Source organism: Enterobacter sp. RHBSTW-00318, from assembly GCF_014101375.1.
GTDB classification, from domain to species: domain Bacteria; phylum Pseudomonadota; class Gammaproteobacteria; order Enterobacterales; family Enterobacteriaceae; genus Enterobacter; species Enterobacter ludwigii.
In genome coordinates, this window is sequence record NZ_JABXQH010000001.1 from 1445200 (window position 1) to 1463506 (window position 18307).

At 53.3% G+C, this 18307-nt stretch carries 13 protein-coding genes and 7 tRNA genes; 16 read left to right on the top strand and 4 right to left on the bottom strand.

The annotated features are described in order from the left end of the window. Positions 1-2: 2 nt before the first annotated feature. The 3 genes from chiP to nagE form a co-directional block, all read right to left on the bottom strand. A complete protein-coding gene (gene chiP / locus HV157_RS07110; protein ID WP_020884980.1) occupies positions 3-1400 on the bottom strand; it encodes a chitoporin in 1398 nt (465 codons plus the stop codon). 446 nt (positions 1401-1846) lie between these two features. Then, the gene (gene glnS / locus HV157_RS07115; RefSeq protein WP_182268352.1) at positions 1847-3514 is read right to left on the bottom strand and encodes a glutamine--tRNA ligase; all 1668 of its coding nucleotides are present in this window, start codon (positions 3512-3514) and stop codon (positions 1847-1849) included. 169 nt (positions 3515-3683) lie between these two features. Beyond that, complete coding sequence (nagE, locus tag HV157_RS07120) at positions 3684-5633, bottom strand: PTS N-acetyl glucosamine transporter subunit IIABC (protein ID WP_032677692.1); 1950 nt, start codon at positions 5631-5633, stop codon at positions 3684-3686. Positions 5634-5959: 326 nt separating this feature from the next. On the opposite strand from nagE, the gene nagB reads away from it, so the two are divergent. The 12 genes from nagB to HV157_RS07180 all read left to right on the top strand — a co-directional run bounded on the left by nagB (position 5960) and on the right by HV157_RS07180 (position 12831). After that, positions 5960-6760: a glucosamine-6-phosphate deaminase gene (gene nagB, locus HV157_RS07125; protein ID WP_008501061.1), complete on the top strand. Its 801-nt coding sequence runs from the start codon at positions 5960-5962 to the stop codon at positions 6758-6760. 55 nt (positions 6761-6815) lie between these two features. Beyond that, the gene (nagA, locus tag HV157_RS07130) at positions 6816-7964 is read left to right on the top strand and encodes an N-acetylglucosamine-6-phosphate deacetylase (protein ID WP_182268351.1); all 1149 of its coding nucleotides are present in this window, start codon (positions 6816-6818) and stop codon (positions 7962-7964) included. An 8-nt stretch (positions 7965-7972) separates the two neighbouring features. Beyond that, on the top strand, positions 7973-9193 hold the full coding sequence (locus HV157_RS07135; protein ID WP_014169139.1) for an N-acetylglucosamine repressor: 1221 nt from the start codon (positions 7973-7975) through the stop codon (positions 9191-9193). 45 nt (positions 9194-9238) lie between these two features. Further along, entirely contained in the window at positions 9239-9991 is a 753-nt protein-coding gene (nagD, locus tag HV157_RS07140; protein ID WP_020884984.1) for a ribonucleotide monophosphatase NagD, read from the top strand. Between the two features lie 249 nt (positions 9992-10240). Further along, the gene (asnB, locus tag HV157_RS07145; RefSeq protein WP_182268350.1) at positions 10241-11905 is read left to right on the top strand and encodes an asparagine synthase B; all 1665 of its coding nucleotides are present in this window, start codon (positions 10241-10243) and stop codon (positions 11903-11905) included. A 227-nt stretch (positions 11906-12132) separates the two neighbouring features. Then, positions 12133-12209: transfer RNA gene (locus tag HV157_RS07150), tRNA-Met, on the top strand. 8 nt (positions 12210-12217) lie between these two features. Continuing rightward, positions 12218-12302 (top strand) — tRNA-Leu (locus tag HV157_RS07155). A 23-nt stretch (positions 12303-12325) separates the two neighbouring features. Beyond that, positions 12326-12400 (top strand) — tRNA-Gln (locus tag HV157_RS07160). A 32-nt stretch (positions 12401-12432) separates the two neighbouring features. Continuing rightward, a tRNA-Gln gene (locus tag HV157_RS07165) sits at positions 12433-12507 on the top strand. Positions 12508-12524: 17 nt separating this feature from the next. Then, positions 12525-12601 (top strand) — tRNA-Met (locus tag HV157_RS07170). A 44-nt stretch (positions 12602-12645) separates the two neighbouring features. Beyond that, positions 12646-12720 (top strand) — tRNA-Gln (locus HV157_RS07175). A gap of 36 nt (positions 12721-12756) precedes the next feature. Then, positions 12757-12831 (top strand) — tRNA-Gln (locus HV157_RS07180). 96 nt (positions 12832-12927) lie between these two features. Here HV157_RS07180 and ubiF read toward each other — a convergent pair. Then, the gene (gene ubiF / locus HV157_RS07185) at positions 12928-14103 is read right to left on the bottom strand and encodes a 3-demethoxyubiquinol 3-hydroxylase (RefSeq protein WP_121340093.1); all 1176 of its coding nucleotides are present in this window, start codon (positions 14101-14103) and stop codon (positions 12928-12930) included. Positions 14104-14239: 136 nt separating this feature from the next. On the opposite strand from ubiF, the gene miaB reads away from it, so the two are divergent. From miaB to corC, 4 genes are all read left to right on the top strand, one after another. Next, a complete protein-coding gene (gene miaB / locus HV157_RS07190) occupies positions 14240-15664 on the top strand; it encodes a tRNA (N6-isopentenyl adenosine(37)-C2)-methylthiotransferase MiaB (RefSeq protein ID WP_020884986.1) in 1425 nt (474 codons plus the stop codon). A 164-nt stretch (positions 15665-15828) separates the two neighbouring features. Next, positions 15829-16875 (top strand): PhoH family protein, encoded by a 1047-nt coding sequence (locus tag HV157_RS07195; protein ID WP_020884987.1) that lies wholly within the window; start codon positions 15829-15831, stop codon positions 16873-16875. Continuing rightward, positions 16872-17339, top strand: a complete 468-nt coding sequence (gene ybeY, locus HV157_RS07200) for an rRNA maturation RNase YbeY (RefSeq protein ID WP_040016936.1) — start codon at positions 16872-16874, stop codon at positions 17337-17339. The genes HV157_RS07195 and ybeY overlap by 4 nt, the downstream gene beginning before the upstream one ends. A gap of 89 nt (positions 17340-17428) precedes the next feature. Then, positions 17429-18307 (top strand): CNNM family magnesium/cobalt transport protein CorC, encoded by an 879-nt coding sequence (gene corC, locus HV157_RS07205; RefSeq protein WP_014169132.1) that lies wholly within the window; start codon positions 17429-17431, stop codon positions 18305-18307.

The following is an 18307-nucleotide window of genomic DNA, read 5'->3' on the forward strand; positions in this document are numbered from 1 at the left end:
CATCAGAAGATAGTGAATGGTGCGATAACCATGAATTTCACGTCACGTTCATCCTGGAAGATGTTGCCGTAACCGCCCGCGTAGCTTGGAATATCAGAGTGGTTGTCATACTGCGTGAAGTGCAGCTTGAACATCGTGCCTTTCGCACGTCCATCCTGCACGGTATAGATGGCATCCAGGCTGTAAGAGGACTCTTTCAGACGGTAGTTCGGATCGTAGTACGCATCCGGTGTGGCCATGTCGCCCGGTTTGGCGTCCCAGGCATACGCGTAGGAGGCGCCCACCGCCCAGCCCGGCAGGTTCCAGTTTTTCAGGTCATACATTGCGCCGAAGAAGACCGCTTTTTCGCCGTCGGCGTTGAAGTCAGAGCGGTTATCCCACCAGATATCCAGACGACCGTTTGAAGATGCGTAAGTCGGGGTCATACGCTGCAGGAAGTAGCCCTGCTGCCCTTCCGCCTTCACCCATGTTCCTTCCAGACGCAAATCCACCTGACCCACTTTATAGCCAAAGGTCAGCGCCTGCAGCCAGGCCGTGCCGTCATAAATATCGTTGACGCCACCATCGCTGACTTTGTCTCGCGTGCCGTAGAACTGGTAACTGGTACTCAACGGACTCCCTGCGATATCAAATTTGTAGCTGGCTTTGGCAAAATACTGATCGATATAGCCTTCAGCCTGACCAAAGGCGGCTTCTAACACGAGGTCGTTTTTAAAATCGTACTTCGCACCCAGTGAGTGGAGGTAATCCACTTTGGTCTTTTTATCGTTCTGGTAAAACTTATCCATTTCGATATGCCACGGGGCTTTGTATTCGTTGGTCCACATATAGGAGAAACTCAACGCACCCGCATCACCGTAGTCAAAGTTAGCGCCAGCTTCAGCGCCCTGGTAAGTACCAGGCATAAAACTCCAGTGTGGCGCTAACAGGGTTTGGCCAGTTGGCTGAATATATCCGCCGCGCGCCCAGACTGGACCATATTTGAATTTCGCAGCGGCTTTATACAGGCTGATACCGCTTTTATCGCCGGACCAGTCTTCTTTATAGGCCTTATTGCTGGACGAGAAGGCAATTTCGTTCGGGTGTCCGCTGTCGCCATTTTCCGCCATTTCAATTGCCGTGAACGCGGCAATATCCAGGCCGAACATATCGGCGGCATAGCCTGACTGGAAGTCGAGGTTGGCGTTCCAGGTAGAGTGAGAAAGGTTGGTTTTGTATTTGTCTTCGGTAACGTCTTTACGGTCACGTTCACGCTGCCAGTAATAAATACCGCCCGTGAGGGTAGAATCTTCGATGAAACCTGCTGCCTTAGCCTCTGGCGCAATCACCAGGCCTGACATTGCTGTCACACCGGCGATAGCCAGCGCCAGCGCACTACGTTTGCCACTGAACGTACGCATAGATTATTCCTCTTTGACGAATTAAAACGCCTGAACGGCGAAAAATATAAAAGACCAAAAGGTCAGGGGTAGTCAGAAATACCCTCGAATTAACTACCGCCTTTAGGTTATTTTTCGCGCCGCGAATTATCAATGCTTTTCAGTGGGCAAAAGTCAGGATTATGACGAAGTGCACATAATTCGTAGTGCTTTGTAACATTTAGCGGGAGACGAGATTTGGCGGGGCAAGTCATTAAATTCAAGCCAGTAATTGTGTAAATTACTGGTTATTTTCAGGCCTTCATTATTTTCAGAAATATACAAACTTTTTTTAGAAAAATAAGTAGCACCACATTGACCTGAATATTGCGCAGACATTATTTTTGCTCGCGCTTAACGATATGATCATTCAATAAAAAAACGCCGCATTACGCGGCGTTTGTCTCTCATTGACCAGAGCAGCGTTATTATTCGCCGACTTTAGTCCAGGTATCACGCAGACCAACGGTACGGTTAAACACCGGTTTTTCCGAGGTACTGTGACGGCTGTCGAGGCAGAAGTAGCCTTCACGTTCGAACTGGAACGCTTTGCTCGCTTCAGCGGCTTTCAGAGACGGCTCAGCATAACCCTGCTTGATGACCAGAGATTCCGGGTTGATTGTCGCCAGGAAGTCTTCTGCTGCACCTGGGTTAGGCACGCTGAACAGACGATCGTACAGGCGAATTTCAACCGGCAGCGCATGTGTTGCACTTACCCAGTGGATCACGCCTTTCACTTTGCGGCCATCTGCCGGATCTTTGCTCAGGGTTTCAGCGTCGTAAGAGCAGAAGATGGTGGTGATATTCCCTTCTGCATCTTTCTCAACACGCTCAGCTTTGATCACGTATGCGTTACGCAGACGCACCTCTTTACCCAGCACCAGACGCTTGTACTGCTTGTTCGCTTCTTCGCGGAAGTCAGCACGATCGATCCAGATTTCACCGCTGAACGGCACGTCACGGGTGCCCATTTCCGGCTTGTTCGGATGGTTAGGCATGGAGACCATTTCGCTCGCGCCCTGCGGGTAGTTTTCGATAACCAGTTTTACCGGATCGATGACGGCCATTGCGCGTGGCGCGTTGTCGTTCAGATCTTCACGAATGCAGGATTCCAGAGAGGCGATCTCAATGGTGTTATCCTGCTTGGTCACGCCGATGCGCTTACAGAACTCGCGAATAGACGCGGCAGTATAACCACGGCGACGCAGACCCGAGATGGTTGGCATACGCGGATCGTCCCAGCCCTCAACGTGCTTGTCGGTCACCAGCAGGTTCAGCTTACGCTTGGACATCACCGTGTATTCCAGATTCAGACGAGAGAATTCGTACTGACGCGGATGCACCGGGATGGTGATGTTATCCAGAACCCAGTCGTACAGACGGCGGTTGTCCTGGAACTCCAGCGTACACAGGGAGTGCGTAATGCCTTCCAGCGCATCGCTGATGCAGTGGGTAAAGTCGTACATCGGGTAGATGCACCACTTGTTACCGGTCTGATGGTGTTCAGCGAACTTGATACGGTACAGAACCGGATCGCGCATCACGATGAACGGTGATGCCATGTCGATTTTGGCACGCAGGCAGGCTTTACCTTCCTCGAAGCCACCCGCACGCATTTTTTCAAACAGCGCCAGGTTCTCTTCAACGCTGCGATCGCGGAACGGGCTATTTTTACCCGGCGCGGTCAGCGTGCCGCGGTATTCGCGGATCTCTTCAGCAGACAGCTCGTCGACATACGCCAGACCTTTATTGATAAGCTCGACCGCATAGGCATACAGCTGATCAAAATAGTCAGAGGAGTAGCAGATATCGCCAGACCAGTTGAAGCCCAGCCATTGCACGTCATTCTTAATAGACTCAACGTATTCGATGTCTTCTTTTACTGGGTTGGTGTCATCGAAACGCAGGTTGCACTGTCCCTGGTAGTCTTGCGCGATGCCAAAGTTCAGGCAGATCGATTTTGCATGACCAATATGCAGGTAGCCGTTTGGCTCCGGCGGGAAACGGGTATGAACTGTGGTGTGCTTACCACTGGCCAGATCTTCATCGATGATCTGACGAATAAAGTTACTCGGGCGGGCTTCAGCCTCACTCATCGTGGATTCCTCAAAGCGTAAACAACGTATAACGGCATATGATCTTATAAGCCGGACGTAGTGACAACCCTTAAAACGTCTCTGAAGAAAATAATGGGGGCAATTGCTGCAAAAAAAAGCGGCGGAGGAAAACCCCCGCCGCTTAAGGCATGACTCTACTCAGGAGCGATTACTTGCCTTTAATCTCATACAGTGGCGTCTGGCCCGCAACGACCTGACCTTTCGCCTGAATCACCAGGCCGCTGAAGTCGTCGATATTGCTGCAAACGACCGGGCTAATCATGGAGCGCGCGTTAGCGTTCAGGTAATCCAGATCCATTTCCAGAATCGGCTGACCTGCCACCACGTCGGCCCCCTCTTCCACCAGGCGAGTAAAGCCCTGACCGTTCAGCGCGACGGTATCGATACCCATATGGACAACGATCTCCGCGCCCTTTTCTGTTTCGAGGCAGAACGCATGGTTGGTGTTGAAGATTTTAACGATGGTCCCGGCAGCCGGTGACACCACGGTTTTGTCCGTTGGTTTCACCGCCACACCGTCACCGACAGCTTTGCTGGCAAACGCTTCGTCAGGCACCTGCTCAATCGCAACCACTTCACCAGTAATCGGTGAAACCAGCGCGGCAATGGTCGTTGCGTTAGGGACGGCCTGCGGTTTTGCCACCGGGGCTTCCGTCACTGGCGCGCTGTTCGCTGCAGAAGCCGCGATCGGTCCACGGGCAACCACTTTCTTCATTTCATCGCCAATCGATTCCGCTTTCGCACCCACGATAACCTGGATGGTCTGCTTGTTCAGTTTCACCACACCGGATGCGCCAAGGCGTTTACACATGGCATCGTTAACGCGCGCTGAATCACCTACCGTCAGGCGCAGACGGGTAATACATGCATCGATAGCTTTCAGGTTATCCGTACCGCCTACTGCGGCAATATAATTGGTTGCCAGCTGGGTCAGCCCTTCTTCGGTATTGCTGTTAGCTTCGCCAGTAACGATGTCGTCTTTCGTATCTTCGCGGCCTGGTGTTTTCAGGTTAAACATACGAATGACTGCGCTGAACAGAACGAAGTAGATAACGAAGAACACCAGACCCATTGCGACCAGCATCCAGACGTTCTTGCTCGCCGCGGGCAGGTTGTACATCAACACGTAGTCGATCGCGCCGGCGGAGAAGGAGAAGCCCGCATGGATACCCAGCAGCGTTGCAACAAACAGGCTAATACCCGTCAGCACAGCGTGCATGAGGTACAGCAGCGGAGCCAGGAACATGAACAGGAATTCCAGCGGCTCAGTAACACCGGTCAGGAACGCGGTGATGGCAACTGACAGCAGCATCCCGCCAACCATTGGACGACGCGCTTTCGGTGCGGCCAGGTACATAGCCAGCGCCGCGCCCGGCAGACCAAACATCATGATAGGGAAGAAGCCCGACATGAACATGCCCGCGGTGCCGTCACCTGCATAGAAGCGGTTGATATCCCCGTGGAATACCGCGCCCGCGGCGTTGGTAAACTCACCAATCTGGAACCAGGCAATGGTGTTCAGCACCTGATGCAGGCCGGTTGGGATCAACAGACGGTTGATGAAACCGAAGATACCCGCACCCACTGCGCCAGCGGAAACAATCCACTCACCGCCCGCATGGATAGCGTGCTGCACCGGTGGCCAGATGTAGCCAAAGATCGCGGCCAGAATCAGACAGAAGAAGCCTGTCGCAATCGGCACAAAACGTTTTCCACCAAAGAAGCTCAGGAAGTCTGGCAGTTTGATCCCCGCCCAACGGTTATAAACAGCCCCGCCGACCAGACCGGTAATGATACCTGCCAGAACGCCCATGTTAATTTCTGGGTTTATCGTCACCATCGCTTTCGTCAGGATGAAGTAACCGACAGCCCCGGCCAGCGCCGCTGCACCCGCGCTGTCTTTTGACCAGCTGGATGCCACACCGATGGCGAAAATCAGCGCCAGATTGTCAAAAATCGCGCCACCCGCTTGCGCGATAAATGGCACATTAAGCAGATCGGGTTGCCCGAATCGCAGCAGCAGTGCTGCAACCGGTAGCACGGCGATAGGGAGCTGCAAAGCCCTACCGAGGCGCTGGAAAAAACCTAAAATATTCATCCTATTCCCCCTACGAGACCCTTATTAAGGCTCGTGCATAAACTATGTTTTTATTGTGTCGACAACGATAAATACAGTTGATGATTCACTGGCATTGTGAGTGTGTGAAAAATTAATTCGTATCGCAAATTAAACACGTATTTTTTGTGATTTTTGTCACCAAATATCGTTAATAACCCTCCCTTTCTCTGGCTAACAGTGAAAACTTATTTTATCATTCAAAAAATCAAGACGGATTGATCCGGCCTGAAAGGTTCCAGGTTACGCTTAGTTCAGGTTCCGATAGCCATCCGCCCACTCTTCTACTTTAACTCTTGAGGTGAACAATGAGACTGATTCCCCTGGCAACTGCTGAACAAGTCGGTAAATGGGCCGCCCGTCATATCGTTAACCGTATTAACGCGTTCAAACCCACCGCCGATCGTCCTTTCGTTCTCGGCCTTCCTACCGGCGGCACGCCGCTGACCGCGTATAAAGCCCTGGTTGAGATGCATAAAGCAGGCCAGGTTAGCTTTAAACATGTTGTGACCTTCAACATGGATGAGTATGTCGGCTTACCCAAGGATCATCCGGAAAGCTACCATAGCTTTATGCACCGTAATTTCTTTGATCACGTTGATATTCCGGCTGAAAACATTAACCTGCTGAATGGAAACGCGCCTGATATTGACGCAGAATGCCGTCAGTATGAAGAAAAAATCCGTTCCTACGGTAAAATCCACCTGTTCATGGGTGGCGTGGGCAACGATGGCCATATCGCGTTCAACGAACCGGCCTCTTCTCTGGCTTCCCGTACGCGTATTAAAACCCTGACCCATGACACGCGCGTGGCAAACTCCCGCTTCTTTGACGGTGATGTTAACCAAGTTCCAAAATACGCCCTGACCGTAGGCGTAGGCACCCTGCTGGATGCCGAAGAAGTGATGATTCTGGTTCTGGGCGGCGTGAAAGCGCAGGCGCTCCAGGCTGCCGTTGAAGGCAACGTTAACCACATGTGGACCATCAGCTGCCTGCAGCTGCATCCAAAATCAGTCATCGTGTGCGACGAACCGTCCACGATGGAGCTGAAAGTGAAAACGTTGAAATACTTCAACGAGTTAGAAGCTGAGAACATCAAAGGTCTGTAATTGAATAACCGCCTCTTCATCAAGAGGCGGCCGCTTTTTTTAACCGGGGGTCGTTATGTACGCTTTAACCCACGGTCGGATTTATACCGGCCATGATATTCTGGATGACCATGCGATTGTTATCGCCGATGGCCTGATTGAACGTGTTTGCCCGCTGGCAGAACTGCCGCCGGGGATTGAACAGCGCTCACTCAATGGAGCAGTAATCTCCCCCGGTTTCATCGACGTACAGCTGAACGGCTGCGGCGGTGTGCAATTTAATGATACCGCGGAGGCGGTGACGGTCGACACGCTGGAAATCATGCAGAAAGCCAACGAGAAATCGGGCTGCACCAGCTATCTGCCAACCCTCATCACCAGCAGTGATGATCTCATGAAACAGGGTATCCGCGTGATGCGCGACTACCTGGCAAAACACCCTAATCAGGCGCTGGGTCTGCATCTTGAAGGACCGTGGCTGAACATCGTGAAAAAAGGGACGCATAACCCGGATTACGTGCGTAAACCTGACGCTAAGCTGGTCGACTACCTGTGTGCCAACGCCGATGTGATCACCAAAGTGACGCTGGCTCCTGAAATCGCGGGACCTGACGTTATCAGCAAACTGGCCGCCGCCGGGATTGTCGTTTCAGCGGGCCATTCAAACGCAACGCAAAAAGAAGCGAAAGCAGGTTTTCGCGCCGGCATTACCTTTGCGACGCACCTGTACAACGCGATGCCGTATATCACCGGTCGTGAACCTGGGCTGGTCGGGGCAATTCTCGATGAGCAGGACGTTTACTGCGGCATTATTGCTGACGGCTTGCACGTCGATTACACCAACATTCGCAACGCCAAGCGCCTGAAAGGTGACAAACTCTGTCTGGTAACCGATGCCACCGCACCGGCAGGGGCAAATATTGAGCAGTTCATTTTTGCCGGTAAAACAATATACTACCGCAATGGACTGTGTGTTGATGAAAACGGTACGCTGAGTGGTTCCTCCCTGACGATGATTGAAGGGGTGCGTAACCTGGTTGAACATTGCGGGATTGCGCTTGATGAAGTCCTGCGTATGGCGACCCTTTATCCTGCGCGCGCGATGGGCGTAGATAAACAGCTTGGCGGAATTGCACCAGGTATGGTTGCAAACCTGACGGCATTCACACACGATTATAAAATTATCAAGACCATCGTTAATGGTAACGAGGTCGTCACTGAGTAAGTAAAAGTATGACACCAGGCGGACAAGCTCAAATCGGTAATGTCGATCTCGTTAAACAACTTAACAGCGCGGCGGTTTATCGTCTGATTGACCAACACGGGCCAATCTCGCGCATTCAGATAGCCGAACAAAGCCAGCTTGCTCCCGCCAGCGTGACAAAAATTACCCGTCAGCTCATTGAGCGCGGGCTGATCAAAGAAGTCGATCAGCAGGCCTCCACCGGAGGCCGCCGCGCCATCTCTATTATTACCGAAACCCGCAATTTTCAGGCGATTGGCGTACGTCTTGGTCGTCATGACACCACCCTTACGCTCTATGATCTGAGCAGCAAAGCCATCGCGGAAGAACACTACCCGCTTCCGGAGCGCACTCAGGAGACGCTGGAACACGCGCTGCTGAATACCATTGAACACTTTATCGAGAGCTGTCAGCGCAAAATCCGTGAACTGATTGCGATCTCGGTGATCCTGCCAGGCCTGGTAGACCCCGAAAGCGGCGTGATCCGTTATATGCCCCATATAAAGGTTGAGAACTGGGGGCTGGTAGATGCGCTGGAAAAACGCTTTAAAGTGACCTGTTTCGTGGGGCACGACATCCGCTCACTGGCCCTGGCAGAGCACTACTTTGGTGCGAGCCAGGATTGTGAAGATTCGATTCTGGTGCGCGTACACCGCGGGACAGGAGCAGGCATCATCTCTAACGGCCGCATTTTTATTGGCCGCAACGGTAACGTCGGTGAGATTGGTCATATTCAGGTAGAGCCGCTTGGCGAACGCTGCCACTGCGGAAACTTTGGCTGTCTGGAGACGATTGCCGCCAACACGGCGATTGAACAGCGGGTGCGCCATCTGCTTGAACAGGGTTACCAGAGCCGCGTCACGCTGGACGATTGCAAGATAGGGACTATCTGCAAAGCCGCCAACAAAGGCGATGCGCTGGCCTGTGAAGTTATTGAGCAGGTGGGTCGCCATCTGGGTAAAACCATCGCCATCGCCATCAACCTGTTTAACCCGCAAAAAGTGGTGATCGCCGGTGAGATTGTGGAGGCCGAGAAGGTCCTGCTGCCCGCCATTGAAGGCTGCATTAACACTCAGGCGCTGAAAGCCTTCCGCCAGAACCTTCCCGTCGTTCGTTCTAAGCTTGACCATCGCTCAGCGATAGGCGCATTTGCGCTGGTTAAACGCGCCATGCTCAACGGTATTCTGTTGCAACATTTGCTGGAAAGTTGATCGGGTCTTATAGTAACGCCTTCTTTTTTTGATGTCGGAATGTCCATGACCATTAAGAATGTAATTTGTGATATCGACGGCGTGCTGATGCACGACAACGTTGCTGTACCAGGTGCTGCGGAATTTCTTCACCGCATCATCGACAAAGGAATGCCTCTGGTTCTTCTCACGAACTACCCTTCTCAGACCGGTCAGGACCTGGCAAACCGCTTTGCCACAGCAGGCGTCAACGTGCCGGACAGCGTGTTTTATACCTCTGCCATGGCCACCGCTGATTTCCTCAAGCGCCAGGAAGGAAAAAAGGCCTACGTGGTGGGTGAAGGGGCGCTGATCCACGAGTTATATAAGGCAGGGTTTACCATCACAGATGTGAACCCGGACTTTGTGATCGTTGGCGAAACGCGCTCCTATAACTGGGAGATGATGCACAAAGCCTCCTACTTTGTTGCCAACGGTGCGCGTTTTATTGCCACCAACCCGGATACCCACGGCCGTGGTTTTTACCCTGCCTGCGGCGCGCTGTGTGCCGGTATCGAAAAGATCTCTGGCCGGAAACCGTTCTACGTGGGCAAGCCCAGCCCGTGGATCATCCGTGCCGCGCTGAACAAGATGCAGGCCCACTCCGAAGAAACGGTGATTGTCGGCGACAACCTGCGCACCGATATCCTGGCCGGATTCCAGGCGGGCCTGGAAACCATTCTGGTGCTTTCCGGTGTCTCCACGCTCGACGATATTGACGCCATGCCCTTCCGGCCGAGCTGGATTTATCCCTCCGTCGAAGAAATTGATATTATCTGATCCCAAACCACGCCTCAGCGCGTGGTTTTTTATTTTCACGCCCGATAAACAAACCCATATCTAACAAAACAGCCGATTTATTGCATAATCATCAATAAAAGCGTTCATGATGTACTCGTTTTTCACTATTCGGCAATCAGCATTGCACTATTTCCGTTTTATCCCGTAAAACCCTTGCGCGCCCTCCCCCTTTGCGGCATTTTCATAAGCAAGCAACATTACAAAGCAACAGGGTTAACGGAGAAGGTTATGTGTTCAATTTTTGGCGTACTGGATATTAAAACTGACGCAGGCGAACTGCGTAAAAAGGCACTCGAATTGTCCCGCCTGATGCGCCATCGCGGCCCGGACTGGTCCGGCGTTTACGCCAGCGATAAAGCCATCCTGGCACACGAACGTCTGTCCATTGTTGACGTCAACGCCGGTGCTCAGCCGCTGTATAACGAGAAAAAAACACACGCGCTGGCTGTCAACGGTGAAATCTATAACCATCAGGCGCTGCGCGCCGAGTACGGCGACCGTTACGCCTTCCAGACCGGTTCTGACTGTGAAGTGATCCTGGCGCTGTATCAGGAGAAAGGCCCGGAATTCCTCGATGATCTGCAGGGTATGTTTGCCTTCGCCCTGTACGACAGCAAAAAAGATGCCTATCTGATTGGCCGCGACCATATTGGTATTATCCCGCTGTATATGGGTCACGATGAACACGGCAACTTTTATGTCGCCTCAGAAATGAAAGCCCTGGTGCCGGTTTGCCGCACCATTAAAGAGTTCCCGGCAGGAAGTTACCTGTGGAGTAAAGACGGCGAGATCCGTCAGTACTATCAGCGCGACTGGTTCGACTATGATGCGGTTAAAGACAACGTGACTGATAAAGCCGAACTGCGTCAGGCGCTGGAAGATTCTGTTAAAAGCCACCTGATGTCAGATGTGCCTTACGGCGTACTGCTCTCCGGCGGGCTGGACTCGTCCGTGATCTCCGCGATCACCAAGAAATTCGCCGCGCGTCGTGTTGAAGATCAGGAACGTTCAGAAGCCTGGTGGCCGCAGCTGCACTCCTTTGCTGTGGGCCTGGAAGGTGCACCGGATCTGAAAGCCGCGCAGGAAGTGGCAAACCATCTCGGTACCGTGCACCATGAGATCCACTTCACCGTGCAGGAAGGCCTGGATGCGATCCGCGATGTTATCTATCACATCGAAACCTACGATGTGACCACCATTCGCGCTTCCACGCCGATGTACCTGATGTCGCGTAAGATCAAAGCGATGGGCATTAAGATGGTGCTCTCCGGTGAAGGGTCTGACGAAGTGTTTGGCGGCTACCTCTATTTCCACAAAGCGCCGAACGCAAAAGAGCTGCACGAAGAGACAGTACGTAAACTGCAGGCGCTGCATATGTTTGACTGCGCACGCGCCAACAAAGCGATGTCTGCCTGGGGTGTGGAAGCCCGTGTTCCCTTCCTGGATAAGAAATTCCTCGACGTGGCAATGCGCATCAACCCGCAGGACAAAATGTGCGGCAACGGCAAAATGGAGAAACATATCCTGCGTGAATGTTTCGAATCCTACCTGCCGGCGAGCGTGGCATGGCGTCAGAAAGAGCAGTTCTCTGACGGTGTCGGGTATAGCTGGATCGACACCCTGAAAGAGGTGGCGGCAAAACAGGTTTCCGATCAGCAACTGGAAACCGCGAGCTTCCGCTTCCCGTACAACACGCCAGGCTCCAAAGAAGCGTATCTGTACCGTGAAATCTTTGAAGAGCTGTTCCCGGTGCCGAGTGCGGCGGAGTGTGTTCCGGGCGGCCCGTCCGTTGCCTGTTCTTCGGCTAAAGCCATTGAATGGGATGAATCTTTCAAGTCAATGAACGATCCATCAGGACGTGCGGTAGGCGTACACCAGTCTGCCTATAAGTAATCGAAAAGCATCCAATCAGGCCCTGCGGGGCCTGATTTTTTTTGCCCCCTATTTCACTCCCCAAAAACGATAAATAACCAATAATTGCCGAATATTCGGTCACGCTGTTCGCAACCTAACCAAACAGTCACATTCCGGCTATTTTCGTTGAAAAAGGTGTTGACGCTGCAAGGGTCTATACGCATAATGCGCCCCGCAACGCCGATAAGGTAACGCGAAAAAAAGATGGCTACGTAGCTCAGTTGGTTAGAGCACATCACTCATAATGATGGGGTCACAGGTTCGAATCCCGTCGTAGCCACCATCTTTTTTGCGGGAGTGGCGAAATTGGTAGACGCACCAGATTTAGGTTCTGGCGCCGCAAGGTGTGCGAGTTCAAGTCTCGCCTCCCGCACCATTCCCAGGTAAGCGTTGCACGGATGGGGTATCGCCAAGCGGTAAGGCACCGGTTTTTGATACCGGCATTCCCTGGTTCGAATCCAGGTACCCCAGCCATATTTCTTCGATTTTGCGGTTCTCCGCGGTATTGGGGTATCGCCAAGCGGTAAGGCACCGGTTTTTGATACCGGCATTCCCTGGTTCGAATCCAGGTACCCCAGCCATCGAAGATTGCAGTACTGGCTACGTAGCTCAGTTGGTTAGAGCACATCACTCATAATGATGGGGTCACAGGTTCGAATCCCGTCGTAGCCACCAAATTAATCATCTGTCGAATGATTCGGTAGACGAGAAAAAATTGTTGGGGTATCGCCAAGCGGTAAGGCACCGGATTCTGATTCCGGCATTCCGAGGTTCGAATCCTCGTACCCCAGCCAATTTAAAAAGTCGTTAAGCACATTGTTTAACGCAATTGGGGTGTCGCCAAGCGGTAAGGCTCTGGTTTCTGATACCAGCATTCCGGGGTTCGAATCCCTGCACCCCAGCCACTTAGTAACAAAAAAGCCCGCTCTGCGGGCTTTTTTGTTTTTGTTGGATTATGTACCGCATCCGAAAGCCCTCTCCCGCAGGAGAAGGCGCCCAGATTAAAGGCCTAACGCGTACTTCAGTGCCTGACGTTTCAGCCCACCGGCACGCTCCGCCGCCATCAACCCAATGTTACGCAGAATGCGCACCGGACCAAGATCGTTACTGAACCCGGCATAAAACAGATCCATCCCCGACTGCATGATAAAGTTATCCGCCATACGCCGCGTCTGGTAACGTTTCAGTACCGGATGGCTGGCCCAGGCCTCCGCGTGAGCGCGCGCATTGCCCAGCACATCCAGTAAAGCCTCAACGTCACGGTATCCCAGGTTCACGCCCTGCCCCGCCAGCGGGTGAATGGTATGTGCCGCATCCCCCACCAGCGCCAGCCCTGCACGGGCATACTGCAATGCATGGCGACGCGTAAGCGGAAACGCCCCGGCGGCAACCGGCATGACGTTGCCCAGACGGCGTGGGAAGTGCTGATGGATCTCTCGCTGCAGCTGCTCCATTGACAGCCCCTGCAACTGACGAATGCGCGCCGGTTTGTCATACCACACCAGCGACGCCCAGCGATCAAACAACGGTAAAAAAGCATGCGGGCCATTCGGGGTAAAGTGCTGCCAGGTGCTCTCACCCGCGTCATTCTCACACTGCACGGTGATCAGCATGCACGCCTGCTGGTACTGCCAGGCATGAATGCCAATTCCCGCCATTTGCCTGACCTGTGAGTTGGCACCATCCGCTCCGACAACCAGCCTCGTAGCCAGCTCATCACCCTTATCCAGCTCAAGCAAATACCCGCCTTCGTGGGGATGCAGTGCTTTAAGTGACGCCGGGACGCGCAGCGCCACTTTCGGATGCGCCTCCAGGGCCTGCCAGAGCGCCAGCTGGAGGACCGTATTTTCCACCATATAACCCAGGCGGGGCAGCTTCAGTTCAGCGGCATCAAACGCGACATGCGCATTCTCCCACTCCCAGGTTTCGAGACGGCTGTAAGGGTGCGCGCGCATCCCGAGCACGGCATCCCAGACGCCCAGCCCGCGCAGCAGATCGACAGAGGCGGCGCTGATAGCTGAAATTCGCACATCCGGCTTTGCCGTCGGGTCAAACGCAACAGGGGCAGCCTGCTCGATAACCGTCACCTCAAATCCCTGCTGCGCCAGCCCCAGCGCGAGTGCGCCGCCGACCATACCGCCGCCGACAACGGCAATTTCGGTTTGTTGGAGAGTCATGGTCAATTATCCTTAATGGTATATACCTTAAGTTTACCGGATTTTTTCGGTCTTGAGGTTGACAACCTTCATACTGGTCACAACCGCAGCAAAGCATTACAATACGCGCCCTGCATTCCTGAGCATGAGCAAGTCGATGACAAAAAAACTCCATATAAAAACCTGGGGCTGTCAGATGAACGAATACGATTCATCCAAGATGGCCGATCTGCTGGATGCCACGCACGGGTATCAACTGACTGACAACGCGAACGAAGCGGACGTGTTGCTGCTCAATACCTGTTCGATCCGTGAGAAGGCGCAGGAGAAGGTGTTCCATCAACTGGGCCGCTGGAAGCTTATCAAACGCAAAAGACCCGATGTGATCATTGGCGTGGGTGGCTGTGTGGCCTCGCAGGAAGGCAAACTGATCCGCCAGCGTGCTCACTATGTTGATATTATTTTTGGCCCGCAGACGCTGCACCGTCTGCCGGAGATGATCAACGCCGTTCGCGAGAATCGCCGCCCGGTGGTTGACGTAAGCTTCCCGGAAATCGAAAAATTTGACCGTCTGCCAGAACCACGCGCGGATGGTCCAACAGCCTACGTCTCCATTATGGAAGGCTGTAACAAGTACTGCACCTATTGTGTCGTACCGTATACCCGCGGCGAAGAAGTGAGCCGTCCGACCGACGACATTCTGTTTGAAGTGGCGCAACTGGCGGCACAGGGTGTGCGTGAAATTCACCTGCTGGGCCAGAACGTCAACGCCTGGCGCGGCGAGAACTACGACGGTACCACCGGCAGCTTTGCAGAACTGCTGCGCCTGGTGGCCGCGATCGACGGCATCGACCGCCTTCGCTTCACCACCAGCCACCCGATGGAATTTACCGATGACATCATTGATGTGTATCGCGATACGCCAGAGCTGGTGAGCTTCCTGCATCTGCCGATTCAGTGCGGTTCCGACCGCGTGCTGAACCTGATGGGACGTCCACATACGGTACTGGAGTACAAATCCATCATCCGCAAGCTGCGTGAAGCCCGTCCTGACATCCAGATTAGCTCCGACTTTATCGTTGGCTTCCCGGGCGAAACCACGGATGACTTTGAGCGCACGATGAAGCTTATTGGCGAAGTGAATTTTGACGTCAGCTACAGCTTTATCTTCTCAGCGCGTCCAGGTACTCCTGCGGCCGATATGGTCGACGATGTGCCGGAAGAAGAGAAAAAGCAGCGTCTGTATATTCTGCAGGAGCGTATCAACCAGCAGGCCAACGCCTGGAGCCGTCGTATGGTCGGCACCGTCCAGCGTATTCTGGTGGAAGGCACTTCCCGTAAGAGCATTATGGAGCTGTCAGGACGCACCGAAAATAACCGCGTCGTGAACTTTGAAGGCACGCCAGACATGGTCGGTAAATTTGTGGACGTGGAGATTGTCGACGTGCTGACCAACTCCCTGCGCGCGAAAGTGGTCCGTACCGAAGACGAAATGGGTCTGCGCATCGCACAGTCGCCGGAATCCGTCATGTCCCGCACCCGCAAAGAAAGCGACGCTGGCGTCGGTATTTACCAGCCATAACGCCATCCGGCCTGCCGTTTCGGCAGGCCTTGTATTTCCTCTCATCGCCCCCAATATCTTCCGCAACGCTTGCGCCTTTATTCTATGGCGTGAATAATTTCGGTAATGACCGTTTTATTACGCCAGGTGGCACCGGGTCAGTTAAACAATCAAAGAGGAACAGTTTGAACATAGATACGCGTGAAATTAGCCTTGAGCCAGCAGACAACGCTCGCCTGCTGAGCCTGTGCGGGCCGTTTGATGACAACATCAAACAACTGGAGCGACGTCTGGGTATCGAAATCAATCGTCGCGATAATCATTTCAAACTCACCGGACGCCCTCTCTGCGTCAACGCCGCTGCGGATATTCTGCGTAGCCTGTATGTGGATACCGCCCCAATGCGCGGTGAAATACAGGATATCGAGCCAGAACAGATCCACCTCGCGATCAAAGAGGCGCGCGTGCTTGAGCAAAGCGCAGAAAGTGTGCCGGACTATGGCAAGGCCATCAATATTAAGACCAAACGTGGCGTCATTAAGCCGCGTACGCCAAACCAGGCGCAGTACATCGCCAACATTCTCGACCATGACATCACCTTCGGCGTGGGTCCGGCGGGTACGGGTAAAACCTATCTGGCCGTTGCCGCGGCGGTTGATGCGCTCGAACGCCAGGAGATTCGTCGCATCCTGCTGACCCGTCCGGCGGTGGAAGCGGGTGAAAAACTGGGCTTCCTGCCAGGCGATCTGAGCCAGAAGGTTGACCCTTACCTTCGTCCGTTATACGACGCACTGTTCGAGATGCTCGGCTTTGAGAAAGTGGAGAAGCTGATTGAGCGTAACGTGATTGAAGTTGCCCCGCTCGCCTATATGCGCGGCCGTACGCTGAATGATGCATTCATTATTCTCGATGAAAGCCAGAACACCACCATCGAACAGATGAAAATGTTCCTGACACGTATCGGCTTTAACTCAAAAGCGGTCATTACCGGTGACGTCACGCAGATTGACCTGCCGCGCAGCACCAAGTCGGGTCTGCGCCATGCCATTGAAGTGCTGGCCGACGTCGACGAAATCAGCTTTAACTTCTTCCACAGCGAAGACGTGGTCCGTCACCCGGTTGTGGCGCGCATCGTTAACGCTTATGAAGCATGGGAAGAAGCAGATCAGAAGCGTAAGGCCGAACTGGCCGCAGAACGTAAGCGCGAAGCGCAGGAGCAAGAACAAAAATGAGTCAGGTGATCCTCGATTTACAACTGGCATGTGACGATAATTCCGGTTTGCCAGAAGAGGCGCAGTTTCAGACATGGCTGGATGCGGTTATCCCCCCGTTTCAGGAAGAATCAGAAGTCACGATTCGTCTGGTGGATGAAGCCGAAAGCCATGAGCTTAACCTGACCTACCGCGGGAAAGATAAGCCGACCAACGTGCTCTCTTTCCCCTTCGAAGCCCCACCGGGAATTGAGATGCCGCTGCTGGGCGATCTGATCATCTGCCGCCAGGTCGTGGAACAGGAAGCTAAAGAGCAGCAAAAACCGCTGGAAGCCCACTGGGCGCATATGGTGGTACACGGTAGCCTGCATCTGCTCGGCTACGACCATATTGAAGATGACGAAGCGGAAGAGATGGAGTCCCTCGAGACAGAGATAATGCTTGCTCTGGGCTATGAGGATCCGTACATTGCCGAGAAAGAATAGTCAGTCGACCGACTGACTAACATGCCGCCGCGTAGGGAAATAGCGCGGCGGTAAACGTTGAACTAACAAGAGAACCCTTAACAAACGCCATGAGCGACGACAATTCACACAGTAGCGACACGACAAACACCAAAAAGGGATTTTTCTCCCTCATTCTGAACCAGCTTTTCCACGGCGAACCTAAAAACCGTGACGAACTGCTGGAGCTGATTCGTGATTCCGGGCAAAACGACCTTATCGATGAAGATACGCGCGAAATGCTCGAAGGGGTAATGGACATCGCCGACCAGCGCGTTCGCGACATCATGATCCCCCGCTCGCAGATGATCACCCTGAAACGTAACCAGACTCTGGACGAGTGCCTCGATGTGATCATCGAATCCGCACACTCGCGTTTCCCGGTCATCAGCGAAGACAAAGATCACATTGAAGGGATTTTGATGGCGAAAGATCTGCTGCCGTTTATGCGCAGCGATGCCGAAGCCTTCAGCATGGAAAAAGTGTTACGCCAGGCCGTGGTTGTGCCGGAAAGTAAACGTGTGGATCGGATGCTGAAAGAGTTTCGCTCTCAGCGCTACCACATGGCGATTGTTATTGATGAATTTGGTGGCGTTTCCGGTCTCGTCACGATCGAAGATATCCTTGAGCTGATCGTGGGCGAAATCGAAGATGAGTATGACGAAGAAGAGGATATCGACTTCCGTCAGCTTAGCCGTCACACCTGGACCGTTCGTGCGCTGGCCTCGATTGAGGACTTTAACGACGCCTTTAGTACCCATTTCAGCGATGAAGAGGTCGATACTATTGGCGGGCTGGTGATGCAGGCCTTTGGCCACCTTCCGGCACGCGGCGAGACCGTTGACATCGACGGTTACCAGTTCAAAGTGGCAATGGCCGACAGCCGACGTATTATACAGGTTCATGTCAGAACGCCGGACGACTCACCGGTGCCAAAACTGGAAGATTAA